Raw genomic sequence first — 14,479 nt, 5'->3', positions numbered from 1 at the left:
AGATCGTTCTCCCCATGGACGCCACCTCACTCGTCATCACGGTCGCGATCGTCGGCCTGGTCCTCTCCACGCAGTTCCGCGGGCAGTTCGTCGGCGGACGACGCGACGTGACGCTCCCGTTCGTCGTGATCGGCATCGGGGTGCTCACCCTCGCCCAGGCCCGCCCGGAGGTCACCGCGGCCGGGCTGGCGCTGCTCGCCGCCGAGCTGGTGCTGGCGGCCGGGCTCGGGGTGCTGCGCGGCCACGCGTTCCGCCTCGGCACCCGCGACGGGTGGGCCTACCGCAGCGGCTCGGCCGCGCTGCTGGTCGCGTGGGTGCTGACCATCGGTGTGCGGGTCGGCGCCGGGGTCCTCGGCGGGGCCGTCGGTGCCGGACTGCTGCTGTCGGCGTCGTCGGCGCTGGTCTTCGGCGGCAGCCTGCTGGTCCAGAGCCTCGTGCTGCGACGCCGGGTGGCCGCGGCCGGGCTGCCGGTCCGGCCGGACGAGGCACGCCGTGCCCGCGCGGCGGCCTGAGCGTCCCACCCGGCCCGGCCGCTGTGTCAGAGTGAAACGGTGAGCACGCCCGCCGCCCGCACGGCCCGCCGCGTCGAGCCCGACCGGTCGTCGCTGCTCGGGGTGCCCCGGCGGCTGGTGTCGCTGCTGTGGCTGCCGATCGTGCTGTTCCTGCTGTTCTGGTCGCCGGCCCAGCAGGTCTCGCCGACCTGGCTCTACGCCGGGCTCGTCCCGGCCGTCGCCGGGTGGGTGGTCTTCGCCCTCTACCGGAGCATGCCGCCGGTCGCGACGGTCCTGACCAGCGTCGCGCTCGCCGGGGGCGGGGTCGCCCTGCTGGCCGGGTCCGACGGCTGGACCACCTCGGCGGCCTTCCCGATGATGGCGGTGTTCGTGGCCGCACTGCGGCTGCCGTACCGGACCGCGCTGTTCGTCGACGTGCCGGTCATCGCGGCCACCACGATCGTCGTCGGGCCCTACACCTCGGTGTGGGACGCGCTGCTGGTGGTCGCCGCGCTGACCGCGATGGTGCTGTTCGGGATCGGCCGCCGCGACTCCGCCCGCCGGCTCGAGGAGCACGAGCAGACACTCGTCGCCGACGCCAGGGCCCGCGAGGAGCACGCCCGCGCCGAGGCCATCGCCGACCGCGCCCGGGTCGCCCGCGACGTGCACGACGTGCTGGCTCACTCGCTGTCCGCGCTGGCCGTCCAGCTCCAGGGTGCCCGGCTGATGGCACTGCGCGACGGGGCCGCGCCGGACACGATCTCCCAGATCGAGCGGGCCCAGCGGCTCGCCTCCGACGGGATCACCGAGGCCCGCCGCGCCGTGCGGGCGCTGCGCGAGGGACCGGCGCCGGTCGACGTCGCCGAGGAGCTGCGCGAGCTCGGCCGGGCGCACCCGGACGCGACCGTCGAGGTCGCCGACGGGCTGCGCCTCGGCGCGCGGGAGGGCGAGACCGTGCTGCGCACCGCGCAGGAGGCACTGTCCAACGCCCGCAAGCACGCCCCCGGCGCCCCCGTGACGGTGCACCTGCGCCGCGACGGCGACGGCGCCGAGCTGGAGGTCGTCGACATCGCCGGGACACCTCCGCCGCCCGGCGACGGCGAGGGCTCCGGCCTGGTCGGAATGGCCGAGCGGGCGGCACTCGTCGGCGCCGAGCTGCAGACCGGTCCAACCCCCGACGGCTGGCGGGTCCGGCTCCGGCTGCCCGCCCGCTCCCCGGACCGCGAGAGGATCACGACGTGAGCGCCCTGCGGGTGGTCCTGGCCGACGACCAGCGGATCGTGCGCGACGGCCTCGCCACCGTCCTGGGCCTGCTCGACGGCATCGAGGTCGTCGGCACCGCGTCCGGCGGCGACGAGGCGGTCGCCCGGGTCGCCGAGCTGGCCCCGGACGTGCTGCTCACCGACCTGCGGATGCCCGCGGGCGACGGCGTCTCGGCGACCCGCCGGGTCCGCGACGGACATCCCGGCACCGCCGTCGTCGTGCTCACCACCTACGTCGACGACGACGCCGTGGTCGACGCGATCGCCGCGGGCGCCTCGGGCTGGCTGTCCAAGGACGCCGACGCCGAGGCCATCGGCCGGGCCCTGCGCTCGGCCGCCGACGGTGTGTCCACCGTGGACGCCGGCGTGCTGTCCCGGCTGGTCGCCGCCCGCGCGTCGACCGTCCCGGCGGCACCGGTCGACCCGCCGGACGGGCTGACCCCGCGCGAGGTCGAGGTGCTCGGGCTGATCGCCGAGGGCCTGTCCAACACCGAGATCGCGCGACGGCTCGTGGTCGGCGAGGCGACGGTGAAGACCCACGTCAACCACCTGTTCGCCAAGACCGGGCTGCGCGACCGCGCCCAGGCCGTCGGCTACGCCTACCGCCACGGCCTGGCCGGCCGCTGACGCCGCCCCCACGGCCCCACGGCGTCCGGCGAGCGCCGTGGCGACCCGTAGCGTCGCCCGGCACCCGCCGCGCGGGTCGCCGCACACCGTCACCGGTCGCCACGCACACCCGGCTGCCGGTGCCGTGGACACGGCGGGGCGGGTCGGCGGTGACGAGGTGTCGGCGGCCGGGGCCCCGCGGCTCAGTCGGCGGCGGGGGGTTTCGGGCCGGGAGCGGGCGTGGGGGTGTGCCCGTGGCCGTGGCCGTGGCCGTGGCCGTGGCCGTGGCCGTGGCCGTGCTTGGCCGCCACGCCCGCGCCGGGCATGGGGGCGGTGCCGCCCAGCTGGATGTCACCGGCCCGCAGCGGGGCGTCGTGGTACTTGCCCTCGTGCGCCAGGATCGGCCGCTGGTCCCCGGCGATCTCCGGGTACTTCTCCTCCAGCCTGCGTCGCTGGTCCCAGGTCCGGCGCATCGAGTCGATGTACTCGGAGTTCCCGTTGTAGACCCCGCGCCAGGTCTGGGGCATCTCGTCCTTGGACAGGCCGGGGCTGGCCTGGCCGCCGAGCGCGAACCCGGCGGGGACCTTGGTCGTCGCGCCGTCCCCGCAGAGCGGGCAGGGCGGGGTGGCCGCGTCCGACATGGACGCGAGGTGCTCGAAGCGGGCTCCGCACCCGCAGCGGAAGACGTAGATCGGCATCGTGCCGCCTTCGATCGGGGCGGCCGGCGGCCCCGGAGGACCACCGGCCGCGACGGTCACCAGTTCTCGACGGACTTCGTGAGGATGTCGGCGATGTCGTCCTCGGTCGGGGTCCGCGGGCAGGTCGCGAGCAGCCGCTGCTGCTTCATCGTCCCGGGGACCAGGTCCGGCACGTCGGCCTCGGTGTAGCCGACGCCGCCGATGCCGTTCGGGATGCCGATGTCGCGCATCAGCCGGGTGAGGACCCCTGGCAGCTGCTCACGCGGGTCGTTCACCTTGTCCGCCCGCGGATCCATCAGCTCCGCGGCCCGCAGGTGCCGCTCCGGCGCGGAGTCGAAGGAGAACCGGAACGCCTCGGGCGCGGTCAGCGACACCGACTCCCCGTGCGGCACCATCGCCTCGTCCTGCGGGTAGCCCTGCGGCCGGTAGTCCTTGACCATGCCCGCGATCGGGTAGGCGTTGGCGTGCGGGATGTGCACACCGGAGTTGCCGAACCCCATGCCCGCGAAGGTCGCGGCCATCATCATGTCCGAGCGGGCCTCGACGTCCTCGGCGCCGCGCTCGACGGCGGCCCGGAACGACTTCGCGAGCAGCGACATCGCCTTCTCGCACCACAGGTCCGAGACCGGGTTCGAGCCGCAGTAGGTGACCCGCTCCTCGGGCTTCTTGCGGTCGAAGGTGGTGTAGTACCGCGCCGTGTAGCTCTCCACCGCGTGGCAGGTGATGTCCATCCCGGCCGCCGCGGTGACCTGCGGCGGCAGCGTCATCGTCAGCAGCGGGTCGATGACGGCCAGGGTCGGGCGCAGCCGCCAGTGGCTGATCCCGGTCTTGACCTTCATCGACAGGATGTCCAGCACGCACATCGCGGTGGACTCCGAGCCGGTGCCCGCCGTCGTCGGGACGGCGATCAGCGGCTTGAGCTGCCCGGGCGGCACCTTCGCGCCGCCGATCGGCTTGTTGATGTAGTCCATCAGCTCGCCGGGGTGGCTGGTGAGCAGGTTGATCGCCTTGGCGGTGTCGATCGCCGACCCGCCCCCGACGGCGACGAAGCCGTCCCACGGACCCTGCGCGCGGGCGTACTCGGTCGCCTTGTTCATCGAGTCGTCGGTCGGCTCGACGTGCACGCCGTCGAAGATCTCGGACTCGATGCCGTAGCGGGACAGGTTGTCGGCGAGGCGCTGCGGCGCGCCGAGCGCGTTCACCCCCGGGTCGGTCACGATCAGGACCCGGGACACGTCGTAGGCCGACAGCTCGAAGCCGACCTCGTCGATCGCGCCCGCGCCGAACTTCAGCGGCGGCGCACCCCAGGTGAAGATCGTCTCCTCGGTGTACTCGGGAACCTCGAACGTCATCAGGTGTACGACCCCTCCGGTGCCTTGCGCAGCTGGTGGATCTGCTCGGCGTCGTGGCCGAACACCATCTGCGCGTTCGTCTGCTCCTGGATGCCGCGCAGCTTCTCCACCGAGGAGAACCAGTCCTCCAGGTTGTTGACGATCGCGGCCGGCGCGGCGGGCGGGCCGTAGCTCGCTCCCATGTAGACCGCGTCCGAGGTGAAGATCATCGTCCCGGTGTCGGGGAGGTCGACGCGCATCGACATGCAGCCGGGGGTGTGCCCCGGGGTCTGGATCATGCTGACGCCGGGGAGCAGCTCGACGTCGCCGGAGACGATCTCCCAGTCGATGCCCTCGTAGTCGGCCTTGAGGTGGGCGCCGTTGAACGGACCCTCGAAGCCGAGCGCGAACTCCTTCTCCTTGTCCGAGCAGATCATCTTCGCGTTGGTGTTCTTGAACATCTGGGCGTTGCCCGCGTGGTCGAAGTGCAGGTGCGAGAGGACGACGTAGTCGATCTCGTCGAGCCCGACGCCCATCTTGTGCAGCTGCTTGTCCAGGTACTCGTCGTCGGCGACCTGGTCGTAGGGGAAGAACTCCTGCAGACCGGTCGGCGCCCAGCGCGTCTCCCAGTCCGACGGACAGCTGGTGTCCCACAGCAGCTTGCCCTCGTCGGTCTCGACGAGGACGCAGTGCGTGGGCACCTCCACCCAGTCGATCGGGGCGTCCTTCTCGGACCGTGGCTTGATGCTGACACCGGGCTTGAGGAGCAGGAACGGGAGATTGGCGTGCATCGCCCCGCAGGGGATGACGCTGAGCTTGTTCGCCGTGGCCATGAGGGATCCCTTCGTCGCTGGAGGGTTCTGGCAGTTCGTCGCCAGGCCAGTCTCGGGAAGCCCGGGGCAGGCGTCCATGGTCGTATGCGCCTGTCTTGATCGCAGGACATGGCGCGGACAGACATAGGGTCGGGCGCATGAAGCCGGCTCCGCCGTTCCCCGAGCCCAGCCAGGACGCGATCCTCCAGGCCGTCGGGCAGACAGCGCTGGACCTCGCGGACGTCGGCGACCGCGACGTCATGCTCGGCGCCGTACTGCGCCGCACCCGGGCGCTGCTCGGCGCGGACATGGCCTACTTCAGCCTCAACGACCTGCACTCCGGTACGACCTACATCGAGCTGACCGACGGCGTCCGCACACCGGAGTACCGCGCGATCCGGATGCCGTTCGGCACCGGTGTGCTGGGGCGGGCGGCGGCCGGCGCGGGCACGGTCGCCACCGCGGACTACCTGGCCGACCAAGCGCTCAACCACCTGTCGGGGATCGACACGATCGTGCGCGGCGAGGGTGTGCGGGCCATCGCCGGCGCCCCGATGCGCCTGGGCGGGCGGGTCGTGGGAGCGCTGCTCGTGGCCCACCGCGGACCCCGCACCCTCGGCCCGGCCGCCCGGACCGCGCTGGAGCACATGGCCGTGCAAGCCGCCGTCGCGCTGGAGCAGACCCGGCGCGGCGAGGAGATCCGGCGCCTGCGCACCACCCGCGACGACGGTTCCGACCCCGGCGCCCGGCTGCGCCTGGAACACCTCCTGCACCTCGACGAACGCCTCATGGGGGCGATGGCCGGCTCCACCGCCGAGGCGGCCGGGGTGTTCGCCGTGCTCGCCGAGTCCGTCGGGCACCCGCTCTCGCTGCACGACCCGTCCGGGGCGCTGCGCACGGGACGACGGCTGCTCACCCCCGAGGAGCTGGCCGGGTGGCGGTTGCGGTCGGCGGTCCGCACCTCCCAGCAGGCCGGTGGGGTCGCGATCGCGCACCTGCCCGGCGGCGGGACCTACGCGCTGCTCGCGATCACCACAGCGGGAGAGCACCTGGCGACCCTGGTCATGGAGGGCGCCGACGACGACGCCGTCGCCCGGCTGGCGCACGCCTCGGCGTTCATGACGGTCGCACTGCTCGTCGAGCGGGCACTGGCCCAGGCCGACGAGACCGCCCAGACCACCCTGGTCGAGGAGCTCGTCGACAGCCGGGTCCCGCCGCGGCCGACGCTGGGGACCCGGCTCGCGCAGTACGGCCTCTCCCCCGACGCCCCGGCCACGGTGCTGGTCGTCGACGTCGACCCGGCCGGTGCGGTGACCGCGGCGCGGGCGGTCCGGGGGCTCGACGGGGCGGGCCGCTGGCTGGTGTCGGTGCACGACGGTCACGTGTGCGTGATCGCCGCCGGGACGACCGGCCCCGGCCCCGCGGGGACCGGCGCGGCACCGCTCGTCGCCGAGGGGCTCGCCGCGGCCGGGACGCCGTCGCTCGTCGGCGCCGCGCACAGCCCCTCGGGCGGGCCGTCGGACCTGCGCCGCGCGCACACCGAGGCCGCTGACGTCGCCGCGGCGGCCCGTGCCCTGGGCCGCACCACCGGGCACGCGGACTTCGCCTCGCTCGGCGCGGTCGGCGCGGTGATCCGGGACCGGACCGGCACCACGTCGCGGGAGATCGTCGGGCGCCACCTCGGCCCGGTCCTCGACTACGACCGGCGCCGGCGTACCCGGCTGGCCGAGACGCTGTGGCACTGGTTCGCCGCGGGCGAGCTGCTCGCCCCGGCCGCCGACGCGTTGTCGGTGCACCCGAACACCGTGCGCCAGCGCCTCGAACGCGTCGACGACCTGCTCGGACCGGACTGGCGCACCCCCGAGGGCCGCTTCCACCTGCACCTGGCGCTGCGCCTGCACCGCGTCGCCGGGCCGGACCGGACCACCGACCCGGTGGCGGACCACGGCTCCGCGGTGGCGGGCCGGTAGCGTCCGACGTCGTGCGCCTGGTTCTCGCCTCCGCCTCCCCCGCCCGCCTGTCGGTCCTGCGCGCCGCCGGGGCCGACCCCGCCGTGGAGGTCTCCGACGTCGACGAGGACGCCCTGCTCGCCGCGCACCCCGACGCCGACCCCGCGCGCAAGGTGACGCTGCTGGCCGCGGCCAAGGCCGCCGCCGTCGCCGACCGCCTGACCGGTGACGGCGTGGTCGTGGGCTGCGACTCCATGCTGCTCGTCGACGGTGAGCTGGTCGGCAAACCGCACGACGCGGAGACCGCGCGGCGCCGCTGGAAGGCCATGGCCGGGCGCACCGGCGAGCTGTTGACCGGGCACGCCGTCCTGCGCCTGGCCGGCGGAGCGGTCGTGCAGGAGGCCGAGGGGCACGCCGGGACCGGGGTGCGCTTCGCCGAGCCGACCGACGCCGAGCTGGACGCCTACCTCGCCACCGGCGAGCCGCTGGAGGTCGCGGGCGCGTTCACCCTGGACGGGCTGGGCGGCTGGTTCGTCGAGGGCATCGACGGCGACCCGTCCAACGTGATCGGGATCAGCCTGCCGCTGCTGCGCCGCCTGCTGGGCGCGGTCGGGGTGTCGGTGGTCGATCTGTGGACGCCACGGTCCTGACCGCCGTGTGGGTGTCGGGGCACGCGGTTACCCTGCGGCCATGACTGTCGGACACGACCCCGACCCGAAGCTCGCCGAATACGCGCACCCCGAGCGCCTGGTCACCACCGCCTGGCTGGCGGAGCACCTGAAGGACCCCGGTCTGGTGGTCGTGGAGTCGGACGAGGACGTCCTGCTCTACGACACCGGGCACATCCCCGGCGCGGTGAAGGTCGACTGGCACACCGAGCTCAACGACCCGGTCACCCGTGACTACGTCGACGGCACCCGCTTCGCCGAGATCATGTCCGAGCGTGGCATCGGCCGGGACACCACGATCGTCGTCTACGGGGACCGGAACAACTGGTGGGCCGCCTACGCGCTGTGGGTGTTCTCCCTGTTCGGCCACACCGACGTGCGGCTGCTCGACGGCGGCCGGTCCAAGTGGGTCGCCGAGGGCCGCGAGATGGTCACCGACGCGCCCGCCCCGGCCCGGGCCGACTACCCGGTCGTCGAGCGCGACGACTCCGGCATCCGGGCCTTCAAGGACGACGTCCTCGCCCACCTGGGCAGGCCGCTGGTCGACGTGCGGTCCCCGCAGGAGTACACCGGCGAGAAGCTGCACATGCCCGACTACCCGCAGGAGGGCGCGGTCCGCGGCGGGCACATCCCGGGTGCGGCGAGCGTCCCGTGGGCCCGTGCCGCCGCCGAGGACGGGTCCTTCAGGAGCCGTGCCGAGCTGTCCGCGATCTACGAGCAGGAGCAGGGGCTGTCGGCCTCGGACGACGTCGTCGCCTACTGCCGGATCGGTGAGCGTTCCAGCCACACCTGGTTCGTGCTGACGTACCTGCTGGGCTTCGACCGGGTCCGCAACTACGACGGCAGCTGGACCGAGTGGGGCAACGCCGTGCGCGTGCCGATCGTGCAGGGCGAGGAGCGCGGGTCCGCGTGAGCTCCACCGATCCGGGCACCCTGCCCCCCGATCTCGCCGAGCTGGTCGACGACTTCGCCGCGGTCGGCCCGAAGGACCGTCTCCAGTTGCTGCTGGAGCTGTCCCAGGAGCTGCCGGACCTGCCCGAGCGCTACGCCGAGACCGCGGACACGATGGAGCAGGTCCACGAGTGCCAGTCGCCGCTGTTCCTCGCCGTCGAGGTGGAGGACGGCGGTGAGCGGCCGGTGCACCTGTTCTTCTCCGCACCGAAGGAGGCGCCGACCACCCGCGGGTTCGCCTCGATCATGGTGACCGGGCTGGACGGGCAGCCCGCCGCGGCGGTGCTGGCCGTGCCGGACGACTTCTACACCGACCTCGGCCTCGCCGAGGCCGTCAGCCCGCTGCGGCTGCGCGGCATCGCGGCGATGCTGGCGCGCATCAAGAACCAGGTGCGGGCCGCGACCGCCTGAGCCCCCACACTCACTCCCGCGACAGCCGGGGTCACCGTCGGTGATCCCGGCTGTCGTCGTCCGCGGCCCTTCCTCAAGTCCACCTCAAATCGGTCACCCGGTCGGGGTGAGCGGGCGCACACTGCTTCGAACGACGAAGTGTCGCTCACCGCAGGGGGTGGTGGAGATGGGCACGAACCTCACCGGGGACACCTGGGGCATCCCGGGTCAGACCTTCCTGGTCCTCTACGTCGTCGCGCTGGTCCTGGTCTCCGGGATCGTGCTGCGCCGGCGGCGGACGATCGCGCAGGGGGATCCGCGCGGCGCCCGCACCCTCGACAGCAGGCCCGAGGACGTCGCGTACCTCAACGGCGGCCCCGAGCTGGCCGTGTACGCGGCTCTGTCGGCCATGCACGTCGACGGCAGTCTGGTCACCTCCGGCCGCACCACGGGCCAGGTGCGGGCGGGCCGGGTCCCCGGGCACGGCGCGTCGGCGCTGCAGCGGGCGATCCACCGCTCCGCGCAGCGTCTGACCCCGGGCCGGATGCTGGGCACCCACGAGCCGGTCCGCACCGAGCTGGCCCGGGCCGCGCAGCGGCTGGAGACCGCGGGGCTGCTGCTGTCCCCGACCGACCGGGTCCGTTACCGGGCGACCGCCTGGCCGGTCGGGGTGCTCGCCCTCGCCGGTGCGGTACGGATCGCCGCCGGTCTGGGCGGTGGGCGCCCGGTCGGGTTCCTGCTCGCGCTCGTCGCCGCCACCGCGGTGTTCGCCACGGTGCTCGCGACGCGGGTGCCCGACCGGACCCGGGCCGGGGACGCCGCGCTCTCCGTCGTCCGGTCCCGGAACGACGCGCTGTCGCCGTCGATGCGCCCGGACTGGACGGCCGTCGGGCCCGCCGCGGCCGCGCTGTCGGTCGGTGCGTTCGGGGTCGGCGCGATGCTGGCCGCCGAGCCCGCCTTCGCCGAGGAGCTCGCCGCGCAGAAGCTCGCCACGCTCGGTGGGGCGCCCGCCGCGACCGGGGGCGGCTCCTCCGACGGCGGTGGCGTCGTCGGCTGGTCCGGCGGTGACAGTGGCGGGAGCAGCTGCGGCGGAGGCGGCGGGGGCTGTGGCGGCGGAGGCGGCTGCGGCGGCTGAGCCCGCGCGGGGGACCGGATCTGCCGTCCCCGCAGCTGCACCGTGGGGGGTGTGAAGCTGCGGGGACGGCTCGTACGGGCGGAGGTGGCGACATGACGGGTGTCCCGGGCGGGACCGGGGTCGGCTGGCGCAGCGGAATCGCCGCCGTCCTCGACGACGTCGACGGTCTCGCATTCCACGAGGTCATCGCCGAGCCGCTGCGCCCGGACGCGGTGCCGGCGTCGCTGCTGCGCAGGCCGGTCGTCGTGCACGGGGTCCGGCTGTCGCCCGGCTCGCCCGAGGGCGTCGACCCGGGGCGGGTCGCCCACCTCGCGGCCTGTGCCGCGGCGACGGGTGCGGCGCTGGTCAGCGAGCACATCGCGTTCACCCGGGCCGGCGGGATCGAGGCGGGGCACCTGCTGCCGCTGCCCCGCACCCGCGAGGCGCTCGACGTGCTCGTCGCCAACGTGACGGCGACGCGCGCGGAGCTGGACGTCCCGCTGGCGCTGGAGCCGATCGCGGCCCTGTTCGACTGGCCCGACGACGAGTTCGACGAGGCGGGCTTCCTGCACCGGCTGCACGACCGGACCGGGGCGCCGCTGCTCCTGGACGTCGCGAACGTGTTCGTCAACGCCCGCAACCGGGGCCGTGACCCGCGGGCGGACGTCGACGCGCTGCTCGCCGGGCTGCCGTCCGGGGCGGTGGCCTACTGCCACGTCGCCGGGCACGCCGCCGACGCGGCGGGGCTGCTGCACGACACCCACACCGACCCCGTCCCGGACGCGGTGCTGGCGCTGCTGACCCACACCGTCGCCCAACTGCCGGTGCCGCCACCGGTGATGCTGGAACGCGACGGCCGCTACCCGCCCGCCGCGGTGCTGCGCGCGGAGCTGGACGCCGTCGCGGCTGCCGCCGGGCACGCGGCGCCGTGCCGGGCGGTTGCGGGCGCCGGGCACGGGGCCGGGCCGGTGGCGGCGCCCGCCGCGGACGGGCCGGGCCCGACGTGAGCGACGGGCTCGCGCGGCGGCAGGCCGCGCTGGTGGCGGCGCTCGTCGCCGGCGGGACGGACCCGGCCGGGTTCGACGCGGCGCGCCTGGCCGCGACCCGGGCGGCGCTGCTGCGCAAGCGGGCCGGGCTCGTCGCCGCGGCGTGGCCGCTGCTCGCCGCCGACGCCGGGGCGGACTGGCAGGCCCGGTTCGGCGCCCGCTTCGAGGGCGTCGCCCCCTACGGCCCGGAGCGGGAGGGCTGGGACCTGGCCCGCGAGCTCGCGGCCGCCGGGCGGCTCGGTGCGGGCGCACGGCGCGAGCTGGCCGCACGCGAGGCGGCGCTGCACTACGACGGACGCACCGCCCCGCGACCCCGGAACCGCCTGTCCCGATGGTGGCACCGGTCACGACGGGAACGATCAGGGCCGAGGTCCGGACCCTCGGACGGGTGACGACGTTGCCATCGCCACATTCCCCACCGGTAACTTCCGGCGGCTCTGCTCTTACACTCCGCCTAACCCTGCGCCGGAGCATCGGGCCGGCGCCGTGACCGGAGGAGTTCGACTGTGCCCGCACTGCGCAAAGTGCTCGTCGCCAACCGGGGAGAGATCGCCGTCCGCGTGATCCGAGCAGCGAAGGACGCGGGACTTCAGAGCGTCGCCGTCTATGCCGACCCGGACCGGGACGCGATGTTCGTGCGGCTCGCCGACGAGGCCTTCGCGCTGGGTGGCTCCACCGCCGCCGAGTCCTACCTCGACATCGAGAAGGTCATCGGTGCCGCGAAGCAGGCCGGTGCCGACGCGATCCACCCCGGCTACGGCTTCCTGTCGGAGAACGCCGACTTCGCCCAGGCCGTGATCGACGCCGACCTCACCTGGATCGGCCCGTCGCCGCAGTCGATCCGCGACCTCGGCGACAAGGTGACCGCACGTCACATCGCCCTGAAGGCCGGCGCCCCGTTGGTGCCCGGCACCAAGGACCCGGTGAAGGACGCGGACGAGGTCATCGCCTTCGCCGACGAGCACGGCCTGCCGGTCGCGATCAAGGCCGCCTTCGGCGGTGGCGGGCGCGGCATGAAGGTCGCCCGCGAGCGCTCCGAGATCGCGGAGCTGTACGAGTCCGCGGTCCGTGAGGCCACCGCGGCGTTCGGCCGCGGCGAGTGCTTCGTCGAGCGCTACCTGGACAAGCCGCGCCACGTCGAGACCCAGGTGCTGGCCGACCAGCACGGGAACGTCGTCGTCGTCGGGACGCGGGACTGCTCGCTGCAGCGCCGCTTCCAGAAGCTCGTCGAGGAGGCGCCCGCGCCGTTCCTGAGCGACGAGCAGCGCAAGACCCTGTACGACGCCTCGAAGGCGATCTGCAAGGAGGCCGGCTACTACGGCGCCGGGACCGTCGAGTTCCTGGTCGGCCAGGACGGCATGATCACCTTCCTCGAGGTCAACACCCGTCTGCAGGTCGAGCACCCGGTCTCGGAGGAGACCACCGGGATCGACCTGGTCCGCCAGATGTTCCGGATCGCCGAGGGCCAGGAGCTGGACTTCGACGACGACCCGCAGCCGCGCGGGCACGCGATCGAGTTCCGCATCAACGGCGAGGACGCCGGGCGCAACTTCCTGCCGGCGCCGGGCACCGTCGAGCGGATCTGGTACCCGGCCGGCCCGGGCGTCCGGATGGACGCGGGCGTCGAGGACGGCTCGGTCATCGGGGGTCAGTTCGACTCGCTGCTGGCAAAGCTGATCGTGTGGGGCAGCGACCGGCAGCAGGCGCTGCAGCGGGCCCGTCGCGCACTGGGCGAGTTCAAGGTCGAGGGCATGGCGACCGTGCTCGAGTTCCACCGTCTCGTCGTCGAGGACCCGGCCTACGCCGCCGAGACCCTCGAGGACTTCACCGTGCACACCCGCTGGATCGAGACCGAGTGGGACAACACCGTCCCGCCGTTCGAGGGCGGCGCGGGTGCCGAGGACGAGTCCGGCGAGCGGCAGACCGTCGTCGTCGAGGTCGGCGGGCGACGCCTGGAGGTCTCGCTGCCCGGTGACCTCGCCCTCGGCGGCGGCAACGGCAGCGGCGCGGCCAAGGCGGCCCCACGCAAGCGCGGCGGCAAGGGCGGCGGCGGGGCGAAGGCCTCCGGCGACGCCGTCACCGCGCCGATGCAGGGCACGATCATCAAGGTCGCGGTCTCCGAGGGCGACACCGTCGAGGTGGGTGACCTGATCGTCGTCCTCGAGGCGATGAAGATGGAGAACCCGGTCACCGCGACCAAGGCCGGCACCGTGACCGGCCTGGACGCGGAGCAGGGCGCCTCGGTCACCCAGGGCACGGTCATCTGCGAGATCAAGGACTGAGTCCCCTGGACCAGGTGCCCGCCCCCGCTCCCGACCCGGTACTCGATCCGGTCGAGATCAACGCCGGGACGTGGTACCTGCGCGGACCACGGCACGACGGCCGGGTGGACGACCGCCCGGCCGTCGCCGCGTCCTGCCGGGACCCGGAGATCCGGCGCTGGCGCAACCGTCCGGACCCGGCCGCCCCGGACTTCGACGAGCAGGTGACCGCGCACGTCGCGGACCGGATCGACGGCTGGGCCCGCGGCACCCGCTGTGCCTGGGCCGTCGCCGAGCCGACGACCGGGGAGATGCTCGGCGAGATCACCCTGGAGCACCTGGACATCGCCCATGGCACCGCCGAGCTGCGCTGCTGGACGCTGCCCGGCGCCCGCGGACGCGGCCTGGCCCGCACCGCGGCCGGGGCGGTCGTGCGCTTCGCCTTCGGCGGGCTCGGGTTGCACCGCGTCACCTGGATGCACGCCGAGCCGAACCGGGCGTCGGCCGCCGTCGCCGCGGCGCTGGGGTTCGTGCCGGAGGGGCGGCTGCGGGAGGCGTGGACCGTCGACGGCGAGCGGGTCGACGTCGTCGTGCTGGGGCGGTTGGTGGGCGAGGGCTGAGGCGGTCCGCGCGGCCCCGTCGCCCGCGCGTCGACAACCGCGTTCCGCGGAACGCGCTGTGCCGACCGGGTCACCGCCCGTTGACCGGCACGTCGCGCCGTTCTAGCGTTCCCGGCGTGTCGCGCACGCCGTCCGGCGCCCGCGGCACGCAACGTCACAACTCCACAGCCGACCCGTGTGCCCGATCCACGGGGCCCGGAACTACCGCCACGCGGAGTACCGCGCCGCGGATCCGCTCGCCACGCAGGCCCAGCCGCGCCGTGAGCCGTCCCAGTTCGAC

Annotated in this window: 15 protein-coding genes; 12 read left to right on the top strand and 3 right to left on the bottom strand. The window is 74.5% G+C overall.

Annotation, left to right across the window (positions count from 1 at the left end; genetic code table 11):
- The first annotated feature begins 14 nt into the window (after positions 1 to 14).
- From DMP15_RS07125 to DMP15_RS07115, 3 genes are read left to right on the top strand one after another with little or no spacing between them, the layout of a single operon-like run.
- Positions 15 to 512 carry a hypothetical protein gene (locus DMP15_RS07125; RefSeq protein ID WP_073576371.1) on the top strand — a complete coding sequence of 166 codons (498 nt, stop codon included), beginning with the start codon at positions 15 to 17 and terminating at the stop codon, positions 510 to 512.
- Positions 513 to 551: 39 nt separating this feature from the next.
- The gene (locus DMP15_RS07120; RefSeq protein WP_073576372.1) at positions 552 to 1,733 is read left to right on the top strand and encodes a sensor histidine kinase; all 1,182 of its coding nucleotides are present in this window, start codon (positions 552 to 554) and stop codon (positions 1,731 to 1,733) included.
- Positions 1,730 to 2,380: a response regulator gene (locus DMP15_RS07115; RefSeq protein WP_167409991.1), complete on the top strand. Its 651-nt coding sequence runs from the start codon at positions 1,730 to 1,732 to the stop codon at positions 2,378 to 2,380. The genes DMP15_RS07120 and DMP15_RS07115 overlap by 4 nt, the downstream gene beginning before the upstream one ends.
- A gap of 182 nt (positions 2,381 to 2,562) precedes the next feature.
- Here the strand turns inward: DMP15_RS07115 and DMP15_RS07110 are convergent, their stop codons facing one another.
- Genes DMP15_RS07110 through DMP15_RS07100 form a run of 3 tightly spaced genes read right to left on the bottom strand, consistent with a single transcriptional unit; the run spans position 2,563 to position 5,221 of the window.
- Positions 2,563 to 3,057 carry an FmdB family zinc ribbon protein gene (locus tag DMP15_RS07110; protein ID WP_337825561.1) on the bottom strand — a complete coding sequence of 165 codons (495 nt, stop codon included), beginning with the start codon at positions 3,055 to 3,057 and terminating at the stop codon, positions 2,563 to 2,565.
- A gap of 56 nt (positions 3,058 to 3,113) precedes the next feature.
- Positions 3,114 to 4,409: a hydroxyacid-oxoacid transhydrogenase gene (locus tag DMP15_RS07105; RefSeq protein WP_062397613.1), complete on the bottom strand. Its 1,296-nt coding sequence runs from the start codon at positions 4,407 to 4,409 to the stop codon at positions 3,114 to 3,116.
- Positions 4,409 to 5,221 (bottom strand): N-acyl homoserine lactonase family protein, encoded by an 813-nt coding sequence (locus DMP15_RS07100; RefSeq protein WP_073576374.1) that lies wholly within the window; start codon positions 5,219 to 5,221, stop codon positions 4,409 to 4,411. Before DMP15_RS07100 ends, DMP15_RS07105 begins: the two co-directional genes overlap by 1 nt.
- A 137-nt stretch (positions 5,222 to 5,358) precedes the next feature.
- Between DMP15_RS07100 and DMP15_RS07095 the strand changes: the two genes are divergently transcribed.
- The 9 genes from DMP15_RS07095 (at position 5,359) to DMP15_RS07055 (ending at position 14,199) form a co-directional block, all read left to right on the top strand.
- Positions 5,359 to 7,170, top strand: coding sequence for a helix-turn-helix domain-containing protein (locus DMP15_RS07095; protein ID WP_073576375.1), 1,812 nt, complete (start codon positions 5,359 to 5,361; stop codon positions 7,168 to 7,170).
- An 11-nt stretch (positions 7,171 to 7,181) separates the two neighbouring features.
- A complete protein-coding gene (locus DMP15_RS07090; protein ID WP_073576376.1) occupies positions 7,182 to 7,799 on the top strand; it encodes a Maf family protein in 618 nt (205 codons plus the stop codon).
- Between the two features lie 40 nt (positions 7,800 to 7,839).
- Positions 7,840 to 8,730, top strand: a complete 891-nt coding sequence (locus tag DMP15_RS07085) for a sulfurtransferase (RefSeq protein WP_073576377.1) — start codon at positions 7,840 to 7,842, stop codon at positions 8,728 to 8,730.
- Positions 8,727 to 9,179: a SufE family protein gene (locus tag DMP15_RS07080; RefSeq protein WP_073576378.1), complete on the top strand. Its 453-nt coding sequence runs from the start codon at positions 8,727 to 8,729 to the stop codon at positions 9,177 to 9,179. The genes DMP15_RS07085 and DMP15_RS07080 overlap by 4 nt, the downstream gene beginning before the upstream one ends.
- 166 nt (positions 9,180 to 9,345) lie before the next feature.
- Positions 9,346 to 10,293 (top strand): TIGR04222 domain-containing membrane protein, encoded by a 948-nt coding sequence (locus DMP15_RS07075; protein ID WP_337825560.1) that lies wholly within the window; start codon positions 9,346 to 9,348, stop codon positions 10,291 to 10,293.
- A gap of 92 nt (positions 10,294 to 10,385) precedes the next feature.
- Positions 10,386 to 11,279, top strand: coding sequence for a DUF692 domain-containing protein (locus tag DMP15_RS07070; RefSeq protein ID WP_073576379.1), 894 nt, complete (start codon positions 10,386 to 10,388; stop codon positions 11,277 to 11,279).
- Positions 11,276 to 11,710, top strand: a complete 435-nt coding sequence (locus DMP15_RS07065; RefSeq protein ID WP_139282871.1) for a hypothetical protein — start codon at positions 11,276 to 11,278, stop codon at positions 11,708 to 11,710. The genes DMP15_RS07070 and DMP15_RS07065 overlap by 4 nt, the downstream gene beginning before the upstream one ends.
- A 114-nt stretch (positions 11,711 to 11,824) precedes the next feature.
- On the top strand, positions 11,825 to 13,600 hold the full coding sequence (locus DMP15_RS07060) for an acetyl/propionyl/methylcrotonyl-CoA carboxylase subunit alpha (protein ID WP_073576381.1): 1,776 nt from the start codon (positions 11,825 to 11,827) through the stop codon (positions 13,598 to 13,600).
- Positions 13,601 to 13,614: 14 nt separating this feature from the next.
- On the top strand, positions 13,615 to 14,199 hold the full coding sequence (locus tag DMP15_RS07055; RefSeq protein WP_073576382.1) for a GNAT family N-acetyltransferase: 585 nt from the start codon (positions 13,615 to 13,617) through the stop codon (positions 14,197 to 14,199).
- Positions 14,200 to 14,479 lie beyond the last annotated feature (280 nt).

Origin of the sequence: Pseudonocardia sp. UM4_GMWB1 (assembly GCF_017312155.1) — a bacterium.
GTDB lineage: Bacteria > Actinomycetota > Actinomycetes > Mycobacteriales > Pseudonocardiaceae > Pseudonocardia > Pseudonocardia alni.
The sequence above is the reverse complement of the archived record's forward strand: the minus strand, read 5'-3'. Positions and strand labels throughout refer to the sequence as shown.

Coding starts and splice junctions, on each gene's coding strand:
- DMP15_RS07105 (WP_062397613.1), bottom strand. CDS start 4,409: ATGACGTTCGAGGTTCCCGAGTACACCGAGGAGACGATCTTCACCTGG.
- DMP15_RS07075 (WP_337825560.1), top strand. CDS start 9,346: ATGGGCACGAACCTCACCGGGGACACCTGGGGCATCCCGGGTCAGACC.
- DMP15_RS07070 (WP_073576379.1), top strand. CDS start 10,386: ATGACGGGTGTCCCGGGCGGGACCGGGGTCGGCTGGCGCAGCGGAATC.
- DMP15_RS07085 (WP_073576377.1), top strand. CDS start 7,840: ATGACTGTCGGACACGACCCCGACCCGAAGCTCGCCGAATACGCGCAC.
- DMP15_RS07125 (WP_073576371.1), top strand. CDS start 15: ATGGACGCCACCTCACTCGTCATCACGGTCGCGATCGTCGGCCTGGTC.
- DMP15_RS07095 (WP_073576375.1), top strand. CDS start 5,359: ATGAAGCCGGCTCCGCCGTTCCCCGAGCCCAGCCAGGACGCGATCCTC.
- DMP15_RS07110 (WP_337825561.1), bottom strand. CDS start 3,057: ATGCCGATCTACGTCTTCCGCTGCGGGTGCGGAGCCCGCTTCGAGCAC.
- DMP15_RS07100 (WP_073576374.1), bottom strand. CDS start 5,221: ATGGCCACGGCGAACAAGCTCAGCGTCATCCCCTGCGGGGCGATGCAC.